The sequence below is a fragment of the Actinosynnema sp. NPDC004786 genome (genome assembly GCF_053601135.1).
On the sequence record NZ_JBSGBG010000010.1, the window covers coordinates 203564 to 221239 of the forward strand.

Annotated in this window: 18 protein-coding genes; 10 read left to right on the forward strand and 8 right to left on the reverse strand. The window is 73.3% G+C overall.

Going from position 1 to position 17676, the window contains the following annotated elements; translation table 11 throughout:
* The first annotated feature begins 203 nt into the window (after window positions 1–203).
* The 8 genes from mbhE to ACWEFJ_RS11615 are packed head-to-tail and all read left to right on the forward strand — an operon-like array spanning window position 204 to window position 6605.
* Window positions 204–2429, forward strand: a complete 2226-nt coding sequence (gene mbhE / locus ACWEFJ_RS11580) for a hydrogen gas-evolving membrane-bound hydrogenase subunit E (RefSeq protein WP_449713725.1) — start codon at window positions 204–206, stop codon at window positions 2427–2429.
* Window positions 2426–2893, forward strand: a complete 468-nt coding sequence (locus ACWEFJ_RS11585; protein ID WP_378096490.1) for an MnhB domain-containing protein — start codon at window positions 2426–2428, stop codon at window positions 2891–2893. The genes mbhE and ACWEFJ_RS11585 overlap by 4 nt, the downstream gene beginning before the upstream one ends.
* Window positions 2890–3327 (forward strand): NADH-quinone oxidoreductase subunit K, encoded by a 438-nt coding sequence (locus tag ACWEFJ_RS11590; protein ID WP_378096487.1) that lies wholly within the window; start codon window positions 2890–2892, stop codon window positions 3325–3327. The genes ACWEFJ_RS11585 and ACWEFJ_RS11590 overlap by 4 nt, the downstream gene beginning before the upstream one ends.
* The gene (locus ACWEFJ_RS11595; RefSeq protein ID WP_449713726.1) at window positions 3327–4709 is read left to right on the forward strand and encodes a complex I subunit 5 family protein; all 1383 of its coding nucleotides are present in this window, start codon (window positions 3327–3329) and stop codon (window positions 4707–4709) included. The genes ACWEFJ_RS11590 and ACWEFJ_RS11595 overlap by 1 nt, the downstream gene beginning before the upstream one ends.
* 14 nt (window positions 4710–4723) lie before the next feature.
* Window positions 4724–5206, forward strand: a complete 483-nt coding sequence (locus ACWEFJ_RS11600) for a Na+/H+ antiporter subunit E (RefSeq protein ID WP_378096482.1) — start codon at window positions 4724–4726, stop codon at window positions 5204–5206.
* Window positions 5207–5211: 5 nt separating this feature from the next.
* Window positions 5212–5481 (forward strand): monovalent cation/H+ antiporter complex subunit F, encoded by a 270-nt coding sequence (locus ACWEFJ_RS11605; protein ID WP_449713727.1) that lies wholly within the window; start codon window positions 5212–5214, stop codon window positions 5479–5481.
* A complete protein-coding gene (locus tag ACWEFJ_RS11610) occupies window positions 5478–5783 on the forward strand; it encodes a monovalent cation/H(+) antiporter subunit G (protein WP_378096476.1) in 306 nt (101 codons plus the stop codon). Before ACWEFJ_RS11605 ends, ACWEFJ_RS11610 begins: the two co-directional genes overlap by 4 nt.
* A gap of 3 nt (window positions 5784–5786) precedes the next feature.
* On the forward strand, window positions 5787–6605 hold the full coding sequence (locus ACWEFJ_RS11615; protein ID WP_449713728.1) for a universal stress protein: 819 nt from the start codon (window positions 5787–5789) through the stop codon (window positions 6603–6605).
* 315 nt (window positions 6606–6920) lie between these two features.
* Here the strand turns inward: ACWEFJ_RS11615 and ACWEFJ_RS11620 are convergent, their stop codons facing one another.
* Entirely contained in the window at window positions 6921–7208 is a 288-nt protein-coding gene (locus ACWEFJ_RS11620; RefSeq protein WP_449713729.1) for a hypothetical protein, read from the reverse strand.
* Between the two features lie 4 nt (window positions 7209–7212).
* On the opposite strand from ACWEFJ_RS11620, the gene ACWEFJ_RS11625 reads away from it, so the two are divergent.
* Together ACWEFJ_RS11625 and ACWEFJ_RS11630 are read left to right on the forward strand one after the other, a co-directional pair.
* Window positions 7213–7830 (forward strand): hypothetical protein, encoded by a 618-nt coding sequence (locus ACWEFJ_RS11625; protein ID WP_378096468.1) that lies wholly within the window; start codon window positions 7213–7215, stop codon window positions 7828–7830.
* Entirely contained in the window at window positions 7802–8689 is an 888-nt protein-coding gene (locus tag ACWEFJ_RS11630) for a hypothetical protein (RefSeq protein ID WP_449713730.1), read from the forward strand. The genes ACWEFJ_RS11625 and ACWEFJ_RS11630 overlap by 29 nt, the downstream gene beginning before the upstream one ends.
* A 21-nt stretch (window positions 8690–8710) precedes the next feature.
* Here the strand turns inward: ACWEFJ_RS11630 and ACWEFJ_RS11635 are convergent, their stop codons facing one another.
* The 7 genes from ACWEFJ_RS11635 to ACWEFJ_RS11665 all read right to left on the reverse strand — a co-directional run.
* On the reverse strand, window positions 8711–9181 hold the full coding sequence (locus ACWEFJ_RS11635) for a DUF4913 domain-containing protein (protein WP_449713731.1): 471 nt from the start codon (window positions 9179–9181) through the stop codon (window positions 8711–8713).
* Between the two features lie 4 nt (window positions 9182–9185).
* Window positions 9186–13079: a trypsin-like peptidase domain-containing protein gene (locus tag ACWEFJ_RS11640; RefSeq protein ID WP_449713732.1), complete on the reverse strand. Its 3894-nt coding sequence runs from the start codon at window positions 13077–13079 to the stop codon at window positions 9186–9188.
* A gap of 9 nt (window positions 13080–13088) precedes the next feature.
* Window positions 13089–13400: a trypco2 family protein gene (locus tag ACWEFJ_RS11645; protein WP_378089159.1), complete on the reverse strand. Its 312-nt coding sequence runs from the start codon at window positions 13398–13400 to the stop codon at window positions 13089–13091.
* Between the two features lie 100 nt (window positions 13401–13500).
* Window positions 13501–14679 (reverse strand): putative glycoside hydrolase family 15 protein, encoded by a 1179-nt coding sequence (locus ACWEFJ_RS11650; RefSeq protein WP_449713733.1) that lies wholly within the window; start codon window positions 14677–14679, stop codon window positions 13501–13503.
* 612 nt (window positions 14680–15291) lie between these two features.
* Window positions 15292–15597, reverse strand: coding sequence for a hypothetical protein (locus tag ACWEFJ_RS11655; protein ID WP_449713734.1), 306 nt, complete (start codon window positions 15595–15597; stop codon window positions 15292–15294).
* Window positions 15598–15691: 94 nt separating this feature from the next.
* The gene (locus tag ACWEFJ_RS11660; RefSeq protein ID WP_449713735.1) at window positions 15692–16846 is read right to left on the reverse strand and encodes a cyclic GMP-AMP synthase DncV-like nucleotidyltransferase; all 1155 of its coding nucleotides are present in this window, start codon (window positions 16844–16846) and stop codon (window positions 15692–15694) included.
* A gap of 25 nt (window positions 16847–16871) precedes the next feature.
* A partial coding sequence (locus ACWEFJ_RS11665; protein ID WP_449713736.1) for an SAVED domain-containing protein occupies window positions 16872–17676 on the reverse strand: 805 nt, incomplete at its 5' end.

The window sequence follows — 17676 nt, forward strand, 5'->3', positions numbered from 1 at the left end:
GCACCGACCACATCGGACCCGTCCGATTCGGACGGCCGGAAACCCGCTGCGCACCGCGACGACGGCCACCCGAGCGGGTTCACACCGTCTGCGGATCCGTTCGGGATCCCGTACGTTGCGGACTAGTCGACGTCCGGCCGGAGGAGCTGCCCGTGGTCCTCGTTCGCGGTGGTGCGGGAACCCGCGGTGAGGGGCGTCCAGGCGTGGACTGGCAGGGCTGGACGGCGTGCGTGACCGCGGCCGCGGGGTTCGCGCTGTGCCTGCTCGGCTGGTCGGCCGGCGGCGGCGGGTTCTCGCTGCCCTGGGCGTCCACCCTGGACCTGCGGCTGGGCTTCGCGCTCGACGGGCTCGCCGTGCTCTACGGGTTGCTCGCCACCGGGGTCGGCGCCCTCGTGTTCGCCTACGGCACCCGCTACCTCACCCTGCACCTGGAGCACGAGCGCCGGTCGGCGGTCGAGCGGTGGCGGTTCTGGCCCTGGATGACGTTGTTCGCCGTGGCCATGGTCGGCCTGGCCACGGCGCAGGACCTCGTGCTGGTGTTCGTCTTCTTCGACCTGACCGCGGTGTGCTCGTACTTCCTCATCGGCTTCGACCGGGCCGAGCGGGCCGCGCGGACGGCGGCGCTGATGGCGTTGCTGGTCACCGTGGTCGCCGCCGTGGCGATGCTGGTGGCCGCCGTGCTGCTCTACGCCGCGCACGGCACGTTCTCGATCCCCGAGCTGCTGGAGCGCGCCGACCCGTCGCCGACGACCACGCTCGCGGCCGCGCTGCTGGCGGTGGCCGCGATCGCCAAGAGCGCGCAGACGCCGCTGCACTTCTGGCTGCCGCGCGCGATGGCCGCGCCGACCCCCGTCTCGGCCTACCTGCACTCGGCGGCGATGGTGGCGGCGGGCGTGCTGGTGATCGGCCGCGTGCACCGGCTGCTGGCCCGCAGCGAGGCGGTGCTGACCGGGCTGGTGGTCGTCGGCGCGGTGTCCATCGTGGTGGGCGGGGTGCTGGCGCTGCGCCAGGACGTGCTCAAGCAGGTCCTCGCCTACTCCACCATCTCCCAGTACGGCTACCTGGTCATGCTGTACGGCATCGGCGGCGCCGAGGGCAACGGCGCGGCCGCGTTCTACGTGGTGGCGCACGCCATGGCCAAGAGCGCCCTGTTCATGACCGCGGGGGCGATCACCATGGCCACCGGCGAGGACCGGCTGTCCCGGCTGGGCGGGCTCGGCCGCCGGGCGCCGGTGCTCGCGACGGCGGCCGGGGTGGCGGCCGCGACGCTGGCCGCGCTGCCGCTGACCATCGGGTTCTTCAAGGACGAACTGCTGTTCACCGCGGCGCTGCGGCACGGCCCGGTGACCGCGGTGCTGGCCGTGGTCGCGGCGACCCTGACCGTGGCCTACATCGGGCGCTTCTGGGCGCGGCTGTTCCTCGGCCCGCCCCGCGGCGGGATCGGCGCGACCTCGCGCCTGCTGGTCGCCCCGGTCGTGTTCCTCGCCGCGCTCTCGGTGTTCGGCGGCCTGGTCACGACGCCGTTCGCGCGGCTGGCCGGCGACGCGGCCGGCGTGTCGACCGGCGGGCCGGTGACCCTGTCCCCCGGCTACCACCTCGACGCCCGCCCGGAGAACCTCATGGCGGTCGCCGCGTGGGTGCTGGGCGGGCTGCTGCTCGTGCTGCCGCGCCTGGTGGACCCGGTGGCGCGGGCGGTGGCCGCGGCGGGGGAGCGGTGGGGTCCGCGCCGGGCCTACGAGGCGGCGCTGCACGGGCTGGACCGCGCGTCGGCCGCGGTGCACGACCGGGAGGTCAGGGACCTGCGCACCAGCATCGCCGCGGTGCTCGTGCCGGCCGGCCTGGTGATCGGCCTGGCGTTCGTCGTCACCCCGACCTCCGGCGCGTACGCGGTCGGGCCGGTCGCGGGGGCGGACTGGCTGATCCTCCCGCTGCTGGCGCTGGTGGTCATCGCGACCGTGGTGATCGCGAACTCCCGCGCCCGGCTCGCCCTGGCGCTGGCCCTGGCCGTGGTCGGCTTCGCGCTGGCCGCGGTGTACGCGCTCGTCGGCGCGCCGGACGTGGCGCTGGTGGCCGTCGTGGTCGAGACCATGCTGACCCTGGTCTTCGTCGCCGCGCTGACCCGCATGCCCCACGAGGCCCCGGACCCCGACGCCACGGCGCCCGCCCGCACCCGCCGCCGGCGCGACGCGGTCGCCGGCGGGGTCGCCGGGCTGGCCGTGCTCGTCTCGGTGTGGGGGTTCCTGTCCCAGCCCGCGCCCGACAGCGTGTCGGCCGAGCACATCCGGCTCACCCCGGTCGCGCACGGCGGCGACGTGGTCACGGTGATCGTCGCCGACTTCCGCGGCCTGGACACCCTGGTCGAGATCACGGTGCTGCTGGTCGCCGTGGTCGGCGTGGCCACCCTGATGCGACGGGGCAGGCTGTGGTGAGCGCGGAGGACGAGGACGGGCCGCCGGACTCGGTGGTCCGGGTCGTCGCCCGGCTGCTGCCCGGCCCGAGCCTGGTCGTCGCCGCCGCCCTGATCGTCAAGGGCTACGTCGAGGTCGGCGACGGGTTCGCCGCCGGGGTGATCGTCGCGCTGGCCATCGCGCTGATCTACGTGGCCTACGGCGCCGAGGGCGCCGAGTCGGCGCTGCCCGTGCTGCGGCACGCGCCCAAGCTCGCCGTCGGCGGCCTGCTCCTCGCGCTCGCCGGCGGGTTCTTCCCCCTCCTGCTCGGCGAGCCGCCGGTCAGCCACCGCCCCGGTCGCGGCGAGCACGTCACCAGGATCGGCACGCTGGAGCTGTTCACCCCGCTGGTGTTCGACCTCGGGGTGTTCGTCCTGGTCGTCGGCGTGCTCACCACGTTGCTGCACCAGCTCGCCCGCCGGCCGCCGGGGGTGGGCAAGCGGTGATCCTCGCCTTCGCCCTGGCCGCGGCCGTCCTGTTCGGCTCCGGCGCCTACCTGCTGCTCAAGCGCGACCTCGTCCGGATGGTCGCGGGCATCATGCTGATCTCGCAGAGCGCCGTCGTCACGATCATCGCCTCGGCGCTGACCCGCGGCGGGGCCGCGATCGCGGTGTCGCCGGGCGACGCGGTGAGCGACCCGCTGCCGCAGGCCCTGGCGCTGACCGCGCTGGTCATCGGGCTGGCCACGGTGGCGCTGCTGCTCGCCCTCGTGCACCGCGCGGTCGTGGTCTTCCGGACCGCCGAGCAGGACGAGCTGGCCGCGACCGAGGCCGAGCACGAGGCGAGCCTGGAGCGGCAGCGGCAGGCCGACCGCGAGGAGACCGAGGGCGACGACCGGGACGACGAACCGCGGCCCGAGGCCGGGCGGGTGACGCCCTGATGCTGCTCTCGACCGCCCTCCTCGTGCCCTGGGTGACCGGCGCGGTCCTCGTCGCGCTCGACGGGCGCCGGCGGGTCGTCGCCTGGCTCGCCGTCGCGTCGCTCGCCGCCACGCTGGCCGTGCTGGGCGTGCTCGCCGCCGACGTGTTCACCGGCGCCGCGCGCGAGGTCGTGACCGGCGGCTGGCCCGTCGGCGTGGGGATCGTGCTGCGGGCCGACGCCCTGGGTGTGGCCTTCGCGCTGCTGTCGGTGCTCGTGCTGCTCGCCGCGGCCGTCCACGAGGCGGTGGGCGGGGTCCGGTCGCGAACCCTGCCCGGCCTGGTCGTGCTGCTCGGCGCCGGGCTGACCGGCCTGTTCGTCACCGCCGACGTGTTCTCGTTCTACGTCTTCTTCGAGCTGGCGATGACCGCGTCGTACGCGCTGAGCGCCTACGGCGGCAAGCGGCGGCAGCTGCGGTCGGCGCTGGTGTTCACCGCGGTCAACCTGCTGGGGTCGTTCATCTTCCTGCTGTCCGTGGCCGGCGCCTACCGGGTGACCGGCGCGCTGGCGATGGAACAGGTGGCCGCGCGCATGCTCGCCGTCGACCCCAACGCGGCGGTGCTGATCGCGGCCGGGTTCTTCATCGCGTTCAGCGTCAAGCTCGGCCTGTTCCCGTTCCACTTCTGGCTGCCCACCGTCTACGCCGGCGCCCGGCCCGCGGTCGCCGCCGTGCTCAGCGGCGCGGTGGCGAACATCGGCGCGTACGGCCTGCTGCGCTTCGGCGTGGACCTGTTCCCCGAGCAGTTGCGGCTCGCCGGCGTCGCGCTGGTCGTGCTGGGCGCGGCGTCGATCGTCTACGGCGGCGTGCTGGCGGTCTCCCGCGGCGACGCGGCCGAGATGCTGGCCTACTCCGCGATCGGCCAGGTCGGGTACGTGCTGGTGGCGCTCGGCGTGGGCGGACCGGTCGGGCTCATGGCGGCGGTGCTCTACAGCGTGATCAACTCCCTGAACAAGGCGCTGCTGTTCCTGGCCGCGGGCGTGCGGGGCGCGCTGGTCGCGGGCGCGTTCGCGGTCGGCGCGCTCAGCGTCGCGGGCGTGCCGCCGGCCGCGGGGTTCATCGGCAAGCTGGAGCTGTTCCGCACCGGGATCGTGGCCGGCAGCGCCGCCCTCGTGGTGCTGCTCCTGGTCGGCAGCGCGCTGTCCCTGGTCTACATGTTCCAGGTCTACCAACGCCGCTTCTGGCGGCCGGACCCGCAGGCGACCGGCGCGCCGAGCCCGCTGCCGCAGCGGCTGCTCGCCGCGGCGCTGGCGCTGCTGGTGCTCGTCACCGGGCTGTGGCCCGAGCCGCTGCTCCTGATCGGCAGCCACGCGGTCGACGCGCTGCTGGCCGCGCACCCCGAATGACCAGGGAGGTCGGAATGCCCGCACTGCTGCTCCGCGTCGTCGTGCTCACCGCCGTCTACCTGCTGGCATTGACGAGCCTGCGCCCCGGGGACGTCCTCGTCGGGCTCCTCCTGTCGACGGTGATCGTGGTCGCGGCCCGGCGGGTCCGGCCGGCGCAGCCACCGCCGCCGCTGGGCCGCCGGCTCGCGGGCGTGCCGGCGCTGCTCGGCGGGACGCTGGTCGACCTGGTGGTGGGCACCTGGCAGACCGCCGTCGCCCTCGTCGGCCGCGGCCCGGCCGAGGGCGGGCTCGTGGAGATCCCGATACCGCCGGGCGCGCCGGCCTCCGCGGCGGCCTGGGGCGTGCGCGTCGGCTTCGTGCCCGACACCGTCGTCGTGGAGGTGGACGAGCACCGCGGCCGGATGCTGCTGCACGTCCTCGACGCGCGCGACCCGGAGGCAGTGATCGCCGCCCAGCTCGACTCCTACCGGCGGCGCCAGCGCCGCGTCTTCCCGTGACCGCCATGCCCGCCGTCGTCGTCATCACCGCCCTCTTCTGGGTGACGCTGCTGCTGGTCGCCGGCGGCATCGCGCTGGTGCGCGCCCGCGACGTCCTCCAACGGGTCGTCGCGCTGGACCTCCTCGCGGTCGCCGTCATCGCGCTGCTGGCCCTGCTGTGCTACCTGCGGGGACAGGCGTACTACTTCGACGCCGCGGTGGCGCTGGCCCTGCTGTCGTTCGTCGCCACCGTGGCGACGGCCCGCTACCTCGACTCGGGGAGCCCGTTCGGATGATCTCGATCCTGCTCGACGTGCTCGGCGGCGCGCTGCTCCTGCTCGGCCTGGTCCTGCTCACGGTCAGCCTGGTCGGCGTCCTGCGCCGCACCGACACCTACGTGCAACTGCACGCCCAGGGCCTGACCACGGGACCGGGCGTGATCGCGATCCTGGCGTCCTCGATCGCGACCGAGGACGCCACGATCATCACCTTCGCCGTGCTGGCGATCGCGTTCATCGCGCTCACCTCCCCGGTGGCGAGCCACGCGATCGCCCGCGCCGCCCACCGCCGCGGCCGGCGGCCCGACGGCGAGGGCTGAGCGGTGCGCCGGGTCCTGGTGGCGACGGACTTCTCCGAGGGCTCCCGCGCGGCGTTGCGGCGCGCGTTCGCGATCGCCGGACGCCACGGCGTGGACGTCACGGTCGTGCACGCCGCGCCGCCCGGGTTGGGCGTCGAGCTGGTGGAGGCGGCGTCCCGGGCGCTGCGGGACCTGGTGCGGGACGCCGCGGTGCCGGTGGAGGCGGTCGTGGCCACCGGGTCGGTCGGCCCGGAGGTCGTGGCGGAGGCGGAGCGCCGCGAGGCGGGGCTGGTCGTGGTGGGCGCACGCGGCGCGCACCGGCCGCGGGACCTCTTCCCGGGTTCCACCGCCGAGCAGGTGGTGGAGCTGAGCCCGGTCCCGGTGCTCGTCGTCAAGCGCGCCGGCGGTTCGGCGTACTCGTCGGCGCTGTGCGCGGTGGACGCGACGAGCCGGTCGTTCCGGGCCGCGCGGTCGGGGATCGCGCTGACCCGCGGCACGCCCTACCTGCTGCTGCACGGCGTCACCGTGCTGGGGGAGAACCTGCTGCGGCTCACCGGCGCGGACGACCGCGCGATCCGCGAGCTGCGTCGCGGGCAGCTCGCGGTGGCGCGGCCGGAGGTCGAGCGGTTGGCCGCCGGGCTCACGCCCGCGCCCGCCGAGGTCCTGGTCGAAGCCGGGCGGCCCGAGGACCTCGTCCCGGACCTCGCGGACCGCCGCGGCGCGGACCTGGTCGTCGTGGGCGTCGAGCGCGGATCGGGGCTGCGGCACGCGCTCATCGGCAGCGTGAGCCGCCACGCGCTGCGCGAAGCGCCGTGCGATGTGCTCGTCGTTCCGCTCACGTGAGATTCCCTTTCGGCGTCCGCGCGCATTACCCGAAAAGCACTCGATCACCCAGCGCAATACCCGATGGTGTGATGCCTTTCGGTGGTCGACCGCGGATAGGCTGGCGGCCGTCGCCGGGGGGTCCGCAAAGGCAAGTCCGGCCTTCGCACACCGCGCCACCATCACGGGGAGGGGAACTGGCGTGGGTTTCAGCCGCTTGTCCCGATCACAGCGGATCATCGCCATCGTCGGCGCCTGCGCGCTGGTGGCCGTGGTCGCGGCATTCGCCCTGCACCGCGGTCTGCGGTCCGATCCGCTCGTCGCGGAAGCCCGAGGTCAGGCGGACGTGCCCGTCGTGCGCGGCACGACGGGCACGCATTCGCCGACCCCGGAGCCCCCCGCGTTCGATTCGCCCGACGCGTCGTCATCCGCGTTCACGCCGTCCCCCGGGTTCACGTCGACCGGCGCGCCGACACCCCTGTCCGCGGTGATGTCCACGACGACCGGCACGTCGTCGTCCGGACCGCCGCCCGTTTCGAAGACGACGCAGCGCCCGTCCGGTTCGAAAATCATCACGTGGATCGAGTCGTTCACCCCGGCGGGCGGTGGCGGCAACACCACCACCGTCGTGTACTACGAAATCGCCAACGGCCGGTGCGCGGACGCGCTGGCGAGCGCGCCGGACTTCCCCGAGCCCGTGTCGTCGGTGTTCGCCGGGGCCGCGGCCGCCTGCCTGGCCGCGTTCCACGGCCGCGCCGACCTGTGGCCGACCGCCTACGCCCGCCTCGACGCGGTCTCCGGGGCCACCGGGCAGTTCGAGTGCTACGTGCGGGACCTGTACCGGATGCTGCTCGACGTCGTGACGGCCCACCGCCAGGACCCCGGAGCCGTGTTCGGCAGGCAGCGGCCCGCCACCGGGACGGCGTCCACGAGCTGCCCGGTCGTCCTGGCCGTCGAACCGCACCACGGGCCGGCGAGCGGCCGGGAGGTCCGCCTCGTCGGCCGGAACCTCGGGCCCGTCGTGAAGGTCTACCTCACCGGGGAGAACGTGTGGACGGTCATCGACGACGTGCGCACCGTCGACGGCCGTGAGGCGACCGTGCTGCTGACGTTGTCCGAACCCGGATCGGGTGCGAGCACCCGCGTCGGGGTCAAGGTCTCGTCCTGGCCGTTCGAGCCCGTGGCGGAGTACACCTTCGACGAGGAGACCGCGGGTCGTGCGAGTTCGCCCCACCCGACCGGGTGAGGTCAGGCGGCTGTCCTCCCTCCGCGCCCCCGCCGCCGCACCGCGGCCCGCCGGCGCCTCCGTCCTGCACGCCGTGGCCGTCGTCGGGTCGCCCGTCGCCCTGGCGACCTCGCTGATGGTCTACTACGGCTGGGTCCGCACGAGGGCGAAGGCCGAGAAGCTCGGCTACGACTCGGCGCTGCTCGACTTCTCCGTGCAGGACTACCTCCTGCGCAGCGTCGACGTGCTGTTCGTGCCGCTGACCCTGCTCGTGCTGATCGCCCTCGGGCTGCACTGGGCGCACCACCGGGTCGTCCTGCCGGCCGTGCGACGCCGCCGGCTCGGGACCGCGCTGCCGCGCGTGCTCACCGGGACGGCGCTGCTCCTCGGCCTCGGCCTGGTCGTGCTCACCGCCCTGTGGCCGCAGACCGGCGGCACGTGGTTCCCGTACGTGCTCACGGTCGCGTTGTCGAGCGCCGTCTACGCCGACGTGCTGCGCCGCCACGCGGGCGACCGGCGGGGCACGCCGAGCCTGCGCGTCCTGCTCCTGCTGGCCCTGGGCCTCACGGTGTTCTGGGACACCGAACGCATCGCCACGGCCGTCGGCGAGGGCCAGGCGGACAACATCGCCGCCGACCCGGACCAGCTCGTCGCGGTCACCGTGCACAGCGCGAAGCGGCTCGCGACGAACCTGCCCGGGGTCGTGGAGACGCCCGTGACCGCGCCGGGCGCGCACGTCAAGTTCCGCTACGACGGGCTGCGCCTGGTGCAGCGCTCCGGCGCCCGGTACTTCCTCGTGGGCGCCGGCTGGGATCCCGCGCACCGCCGGGTGATGCTGTTGAAGGAGACCGACGACATCCACCTCGAGTTCTCCCGCTGACCCCGGCCGCCGCGGTCGGGGTCAGTCGAGGGCCAGCGGGTCGTCGGGGAACGGCAGGTTCCACGTGTTCCGCTGGTCGGTGAACAGCCCCTCCGGGGGCAGGTCGACCGGCAGCGGCTCGTCCGACCGGTGGCCGTCGACGCAGCGGGCGAACGGCCCGGTGACCGGGTCCATCAGGGCGCGCAGGTGGGGGTCCGCGTAGTGCGTCCACCAGTTCGCCATCCCCAGCGCCGGGTCGAAGCGCAGGCTCTCCCACGCGCGCCACACCGAGTCCAGCCGGGAGAGCGCATGCGCGTGCCGGAACCAGCTCGGGCACCACACCAGCCGCGACTCCGGTGTCGGGCGGGGGATCAGGTAGATCAGCCGGTCGGTGACGAACTCGGCCACGTGGGGGTAGAACAGCTCCGCCGGGCGACCGACGCGCTCCTCGTCCTGCCGGATGTCCTCCGCCGACTCGTCGCGCTCCTCGACGCCCCGTGGTGGTGTGGTCATGGCGTCATGCTCCTCTCCTCCACCGCGCCTCGGCGGCCTCGGCGTGCCGGCCGAGTTGCGTCAGGACCGTGACGAGCGTGCCGACGGCCTCTTCCAGGGCGGCCTGGTGCTCGTGGGGGTTGCGGTCGACCAGCCGCCGGTTGAGGCGGGCCGCCCGCCGCGCCGGTTCGAGCGCGCGCAGCACCAGGCGGATGTCGTGCCGACCGCACAGGCTCAAGGTCCGCGCCAACCGGACGTTGACGAGCGCGACCTGGGCCGGCGTCCGGTCGGGCCGGCTCACCAGCACCCGGCCCAGCTCCTCCGCGTCGAGCACGGCGCGCCGGGCGGCGGCCGGGTCGCCCGCCATCACCAGCCCCCGGGACAGCCCCAGGAGGGCGAAGTACAAGGACCAGCGGTGCCCCTCGGGGTCGGCGACCGACAGCCGGCGCAGGAGCCGCACCCCCTGCTCGGCGACCTGCACGGCCTCGGTGAAGCGGCTGGTCAGCAGCAGCGCGCCGACCAGGTCCGCGCGGATCCGGGCCAGGAGCCGGTCCTGCTCGACGGTCCGGGACGGCAGCTCGGCGAGCAGGTCGTGGGCCTCCCGCAGCGTGACGACCGCCCGCTCGCCCGTCGACCAGCGCACGCCGTAGCTGGCGCCGAGTTCGTGCAGGCACCACGCGAGCTTCTCCCGTCCCTGCGCGTCGGCACGGGCCAGGTGCCGGTAGATCGGCAGGGCGTGCCGCAGCACGATGCGTTCCGGGATCCGCTGGCCCCTGCTCCGGTACAGGTCGGCGAGGTCGCGAAGCGATTCGGCGTACCCCTCCGCGTACAGGCTCGGCGCGTACTCGCTGAGGCGACGCCGGACCGCGCCCGCCTCCACCACGGTCCTGAGCGCGTCGTCGGTGCGGCCCAGTGCCGCGTAGGACTGCGCCAGCGCCAGGGCGGTGGCCGACTGGTGGCGCAGGTGGCTCGCGCTGAGCGGGACCACGGCGTTCGCGTAGAGGGCCAGGGTCTCCGTGAAGCGCTCCACCGCCGCCCGGTGGTCGCCCTCGTACGCCTCGAACCACCCGAGCGTGTAGATCGACTGGGCGAGCCTGGGCACCTCCAGCCCGTACGGGTCGTCGGCCAGGGTGCGGCGGTGCTCGACGGCCTCCTCGATCGCCTCCCGCGCGGCCGCGTGCCGCCCCAGGTCGAACAGGTCCAACGCGAGGTTGTGCAGGAGGGTGCCCAGCTCGGGCAGGTGGACCTCGGGGAGGTCGGCGGCGAGCGGGCGCACCAGGGCGATCGCCTCGTGCTCCAACGCCATCGCCTCGCCGGGCGAGTCCGCGCCGACCTCGACCGCCAGGCCGAGCAGGGCGTTCGCCAGGTCGCCGGCGTAGGCGTCGTGGTTCTCCTCGGCCAGCCGGCGGACCGTCGCGACCGCCTCCTCGCTCGGCGACAGGCCCGTCGGCGGCCGCTGGAACCGCCAGAGGTTCGTGGCCCGCTGCTCCAACGCGTCGGTGAGCAGCAGCGGGTCGAGGTCCGGGTACCGCTCCACGAGGTCGCGGGCCCGGCGGACGGCCTCGTCGGTGTACTCGTCGGACCTGGCGACCTGGTCGAAGCCGATCGTCTGCGGGTCGAGCAGCCACACCACCCGCGCCTGGCCGATGAGCGCCCGCACCAGCCCCCGCTCGCCTTTGCCGGCGTCGTCGCCGTCCTCCGCGGTCAGCGCCCGGAACAGGCCGAGCGCCTGCTCGCCGACGCGGTAGGCGTCGCCGAACCGCCCGGTGCCGCGCAACGCCTGCGACAGCACCCGCAGCGACTCGGCCCACTCCGTGCGGTGGGTCGGGGCCTCGTGCCCGCGCGCCAACCCCTCGCGGATCGCCACCGCCTCGGTCGCCGCGGTCACGGCCTCGGCGCGGTGGCCGACCGCGAGGTGCCGCTCGGCCAGGTTGTGCAGCGCCCACGCCCGGTCGCGCAGCGCGGACCGGTCCCCGTCGGTGGCGTGGCAGAGCCGGGTCAGCTCGTGGGCCACGTCGAGCGCGTAGTCCCGCAGCACGTGGGACTGCGCGGGCAACGCGTCCGAGTGCGCCCGCAGCAGCGCGGCGGTCAGCGGCACGTGGTCGGGGACCTCGCGCAGCGCGGCGCGCAGCCGGGCGATGACCTCCCGCGCGTCGTCCGCGCGTCCCTCGTTGGCGTGGGCGACGGCCGCGCGGGCGAGCACGGTGAGCGTCTGGAGCCGCTGGTGGTCCGGGGCCTCGGCGAAGTGCCGCCGGAACAGGCTCGCGTGGCGGACCACCTGCCGGGCGGCGTGGAACTCGCCGAGGCGGTCCGGTTCCAGGCGGCCCCAGTACTGGCCGTCGGGCGGCGGGTACAGGTCGCGCAGCCAGCCGGCGACGTCCCGGGCCACCCACTGCGGCTCGTGGGGCAGCACCCGGGTGATGGTCCGGTGCGCCTCGTCCTCGTCCAGCGCGGGGCACAGCACGGCCGTGGCCACCGCCTGTTCGAGCAGCCCCGCGTCCAGCTCCCCGGCGCGCCGCCCTTCGGCGGTGTCCACCCAGTAGCCGCGCTCGTGCTCCTCCAGCAGTTCGGCCTCCAGCGGCCGCCGGTCCTCGCCACGCGCCTGGCGCAGCAAGGCGACCAGGGCCGCCATCTGGACCGTCAACGCCGTCTCCGCGCCCGACCGGGAGCGGGTCACCGGGAGGGTGTCCGCGAGGCCGAGCCAGTCGACGTCCGGCCGGCCCAGGCCGTCCGCCAGGCGGCGGGCGAACCCCCGGGCCGCGGCCCGGAACACGCGCTCCCGGTCCTCGGGGCCGGCGCCGAGCGCGTGCAGCTTGACCTCGGGCAGCGTGCCGGTCGCCTTGGTCGTCCACGAGCCGAGCGAGCGGGCGAGCAGCAGCAGCCGCACCGGGTGGGTGGCGCGCCTGGTCTGCCGCCACAGCGTCCTGACCAGCTCGGGCCGTGACTCGGCGTAGTCCACGACCAGCAGCAGCGGGTGCCGGACCGCCCGGACCACGCCCACGTCACCCGGCTCGCCGTGCACCGACCCGGTCACCCAGCCGCGCTCGCGCAGCCGTGCCGCGAGCTGCCGGGCCACCCTGGTCTTGCCCTGGCCGCCCGGTCCGGTGAGGACGCGCGCGGAGGGCGGGCCGTCCGCCAGGCACCACCGTTCCAGGTCGTCCAGCACCTCTTCGCGGCCGAGGAACGGCACCACCTCGGCGTCCGCCCGCAGCAGCATCGCGGGCGAGTGCACCTCGGTGGGCGTCGCCGGTTCCAGCAGGTCGGCCAGCTCCACCGGTTCGAGCCGGGGGTCGACGCCGCCCGCCGCCCGGACCGCGGCGCGGAACCCGTCGTCGGCCAGCAGGTCCTCGGCGCGGGTGGCCGTCAGCCGGGTGCCGTGGCGCGGCCCGCGGTCCTCCTTCACCACGCCGAGCAGCAGGTCCGAGCCCTCCAGGAAGACGGCCGCGCCCGACATGCCCGACCACGGCGTGCCGGTGTCCTCCTCGCGGCCGAACGGGCTGTGCGGGTCGAGGATCTCCAGGACGGGGTGGGGGCGCGGTCGGACCGTGCCCAGCACCTCCTCGGGGGCGCGGCCGTCGTCCTGTCGCTGCTGGCGGGGGAAGCCCATGGCGGCGACCGGCACGGAACTCCCGGCCGTCACGCACCGGCCCCACCGCTGGACGCGGCGGCTGAGGTGCCCCCGCAGCGTCGCGGGCGGCGACCAGGCGGGGTCGGTGATCTCGACCAGGGCCGCGTCCAGCGCCCGGCCGCCGTCCCACCGCACGGCCGCCGCGAACCGCGCGGGCGATGCCGGCCGGGAGACGGCGACCGCCGTGTCCGGCCCGAGCACGTGCGAGGCGGTCAGGACGAGCCGGGGCGTGACGAGGTACCCGCTGCCGAACCGCGCGCCGTGCACCTTGACGACCTGGTCGTGCTCCATCGGGGCGGGTTACTCGCGGTCGTCGCCCACGGCCACGTCCCCGCCGTCGCGGTGCTGCGGGTTGAGCCGCAGCGTCAGCCGCTGGGTGGACCGCGTGGTGCGCTCCCGCCGGGCGTCCGCCTCCACGACACCGAACTTCAGCGCCCCGCCGCCGTTCTTCGCCCGGACCAGCTCGATCTCGAACTCGGCGGTGATCTCGCCCAGCACGAACCGCAGCGGCGAGTCCTTGCCGCGCCGCTGGGCCTGGGAGAGCTGGTCCCGCAACACGTCGATGGCGTCCGCCAGGTCCAACCAGTCTTCGTCGTGCTCGCCAGACGCCATGCTCACCCTCCGTCACACTTCATTGCCGCTGCGCATGGTAGCCGCGCGCACGCCGCACCGGAGCCGAAGTCGCGGAAGTGGGGTGAGTTGTCCTTTTCGGTCAGCAGGCCGCGCGGAGGATCGCGCCGCTGGTGCCGGCCAGGGACACCCGGTCGACCGTCGTGCCCCGCTCCGTGAGGTGGGAACCGCCCAGCGGCACGTCCACCGCCTTGGTGTCGGTGCGGTTGGCGTTGACCACGACCGTGCCGCAGGAGAACTCGCGGAGGAAGATGTTCGCGCCGACGGACTTGTAGGGACCGGTCGGGGCGCCGAGGTCCCAGTCGTACTCGGCCCGCCACGGCCGGGGGTCGCCGTAGCCGTCGGTCTGGTCGATGCTCGCGATCGCGGCCTTGTCGCCGGCGGCGAGCAGGTAGCTGGCCAGCGCGAACCGGTAGGGCCGGTCCGCGCCGTCGCTGTGGTGCGGCTGCACCCAGGTGATCTTGCCGCGCGCCTCGTTGGAGGTGATCTGGGCGACCTGCCTGCTCCAGCCCTCGGGGTATTCGGAGAGCAGGTCGTTGTCGTTGAAGGTGAGCCACCACTCGTCGAAGCCGCCGTCGAGGTGTTCGGTGTAGGCGTCCCACGCGCCGGCGTGCAGTCGCGCGTTGGACAGGTTCGCGACCGTCTTCAACCCGGCCGCGACGAAATCGTCCCGGGTGTTGGCCAGCATCGACTTGTAGGCGTCCTGCAACGCCGCGTCGGTCGGGTACTTCGCCGGGCACACGCCCTGGTGGTAGGCATCGCACGGGAACAGGGCGTTGTCCATGAACACGCCGTCGAATCCCGCCTTGGTGCTGCTCTGGACCACGTTGGCCGCCCACGCGTCCTGGTAGGCGGTGTTGCCGACGTCCATCTGCCAGTGCCCGGAATAGCCGCCGTACTCGAACCGGCGGCCGTTCGGGTCGAGCAGGAACCACTCCGGGTGGTCCTTCTGCGCCTGGCAATACCCGACACCGGTCGGCAACTGCGCGTCGTCCACCCCGTTACGGCACGCGTACGACCGCGTGGAGGAGAGGTCTTTGTAGACGAACACCTGGACGGCCGGGTTCGCCGCCTTCAACTTCGGGATCAACCCGCCTTCCCAGGCGTTCAGCACGATGTACGCACGGCGGCGCGCCTCGGTGGCCAGCACCTCGTCGGACACCGGCGTGCTGTTCATGTGCAGCCAGAAGGACTGGACGGTGCCACCTCCCGGCGGGGCGGGCTGCTCGACGGCGTTGGCCGGCGTGACCAGCGCCGCCATCAGGGCGCAGGCGACGACGGGTAGCAGTATGCGGCCTCGGCCTCGGCGCGCAAGCCGACGTCGGGTGCGGTCGTGGCGATCGGGCAGGGACATGCCGGACTCCCGGTTTTGCGGCAGGCGTCATCCGCTGTCGGACACGACGAATGAATGGGCGCGACAGGAATGCGTGAGCCCACGCTCGTATCGTTGGCGCGAACCTCGCCTACCCGCTGGTAGGCGATAGCGCGACCGCAGTAAAACCGCTGCTCTCCGGCCAAGTCAAGTAACGCACGCCACATCACGCGTGAATCGGCCGTCTCTATTGGCGCGGCTGTTCCGTCAACTGTTTAACGATCACGGAAGTCCGGGGTGCATCCGAGATCGATAGTTCGCACTGTGGTGATTCGACTACAGAGTGTTGAAGTCGCGCATGGCCGCCTGCTGAGCGTTCTGTCACCGACATCTGGTGGTGCGTCCAGACGCGCCCATGACGTCGGCGTGATCGAGGATCTGTTCTATCGATCCGGCGGCGCAGGACCGAGATCAACGTTGTCGGAGGCTGACGATGTCGATTACGGCCTGCGTTGTCGCCTGTGCAGGCTGAAGATCGAATCGTTGTATTCTCTCGTCAGGTCAGGTAGTTCTGGCTGCGGGCCAGTCGCCTCCTCCGGTCCATTGGCCGGTGATGAGCCAGATTTCGTAGTAATAGAACCATTCGCTGGTCCACGGCAGGATGGTGTCGGCGATGGGCATGTCGGATTCCCATTCGCCGCGCTGGTGCAGGCACAGCGTGTCGTCGTGGTTGACGTGTGGCAGTCGTGTGGCACCGGGGTGTAGGGGCAGGGCCGGTGCGAGGACTTCGACCTTCGGTGCGCGGGGTGGTTGTTGTGTGATCTTGACGGTGTAGCGGCGTGAGATGGGCGTGGGTTGCAGGTCCACGATGCAGGTCAGTACACCTGCGCGGATGCGGCACCGGCAGTCGGCGACTGCCCGCCGCAGACCGAGGGCTTTTTGTGCCGGGGTGAGGACGGCCCTACCGCTGCGTCGGACCATGGAACTCGTGATCCCGAACGCGGGTCGTGCCGGTGGGCAGGGTGGTGAGGGCTCCGGCGTTGCGGGTCATGCCGAGCTTGCCCGCGTCGCGGAACTGCCTGGTCTCCAGGCCCATGCGTTGGGCCGACTTGCGGAGCAGACCGAGGTCGAAGGTGCCGCCGAGGCGGTCGACCAGGTGGTCGAGGCCCTTGCCGGCGGAGTTCCCGGCATCGTCCAGGGTTTCGGCGAGGGTGTCGAGCCAGGAAAGGAACTTTTTGTGGCGCTGGTTGGGCTCGTTCCACTTGTCGGCGAAGTTCTCCAGCTCGTGGGCGGGATTGCGGACCCACCACTTGTCGCCTTCCTCGGTGATGTGCCTCGGCATGCCGGCGACGGCGTTCACGGTGGCGGTGAACAGGTCGGTCTCCCCGGCGTAGGCGTGGGCAGCCAAGGTGGTGATCAGGATCGACGGCGGGCGGTCGTCGAGGTCGTCGGCGAAGTGCAGCGCGCAGTGCCACTTGATCACCTGCACCAGGCGCTGGAGCGTGGTGCGCACCGTCCAGTTGGGGACCGCGGGGACACCGGCCTCCTCGGCCTTGGCCTCCAGGGCTCGGGTCATCTCGGCGGATTGGGTGCGGAACCACTCGGCGTAGCCCTTGGGGTTGCTGTGGTGCCAGGGCCGTAGTTTCAGGTCGGTGAGCAGGATGCTGGTCGGCGGGTGCTCCGCGTCGGTCACGCAGGGCACGACGTCGAGGTGGAAGCCGTCGTAGCCCAGCGTCCAGCAGCGCCGGCTCTCGTTGATCGACAGGATGGGGATGTCGTCGCTGTCGTCGTCGAGCTTGTGCTCCTCGTAGGACTCGAGCATGTCGCCGACTTCGTTCTTGAGCTTCTCCTGGGTGGTGCTGGTCTTCTTGACCGCCTTGTGGCAGACGACGTCGATGTCGTACTCGCCGTCGTCGTTGGGAGGGCGGGTGACGGTGCCGAGGGTGAACGATCCCTGCGGGTAGACCGACCAGAGCTCACCGCCGGTGTCCAGCAGCCACGCACCGACGTCCTCGTAGCAGGTGACGGTCTTGTCCAGCAGGTCGTCGGGGATGTCCAGGTGCTCGACGGTGCCGGTGAGCAGGGTGGAGATGATGTCCTCGGGGGAGTCCGTCATGGGCGTGGTGCTCCTTGAGTGGGGATCAGGCGTTGGTGTCGGTGGTGAACAGGTAGTCGTGGGAGCCGGGGGCGCGGTCGTAGATGTGCAGGGGCGGGTGTGCGGCGCGCAGCAGGTGACGACCGATGGCGATGGCCGCCGCGGGTGGCACTGCGGGGAAGATCGGGATGGCGGGGGCGTCGGGGTGGTCGACCTCGATGGTGGACAGCAGGGTGCGCCACGCGTGGGAGAAGCGGTCCAGGGTCGCCTGGGTGTCGATCAGTTCCGGAGTCGGCAGCGCCGAGCTGGGGCGCAGCTCGTAGACGGTGTGCGAGTCGAGCACGTCGGGCGGGAGGCGGTTGATGTCGACGCTTCCCGAGATCGAGAACATCACCGCCACCCGTGTGGGGTCGCTGCCGCCCCGACGCAGCTCCGCGGTGAAGTGCACCGGCGTGCCGACCTCGTCCCACCCCCACACCCTGGGGCCCTCACGGCGCTTGGGGTAAATGTCGACCTGCAGCATCTTGTCCAGATAAGTGCCCAGCAGCACCAGGACCGGGATACGGGCCAGGGCGAAGACCGAGACGTGGTTGACCACCTCCTTGCGCACCTGCGTGAGCAGGTGCGCCAAGCGGTCCTCCAGGTGGCTGCGGGCGGCCGCCCAGTACGTCGGGCTGTTGGTCTGCTCGCCGGGGAGTGCCCGCAGGTCGATCTCGAACTCGTCGGCGCCGCGCAGGACCCAGTCGGGGAATCGGCTGCGGGCCAGCAGCGCGGTGGTCACGCTGGCGGTGTTGAGCTCGACCGGCCTGCCGTGGATGTTGCCGACCACCCGCAGCACCGTGGTGCGGTTG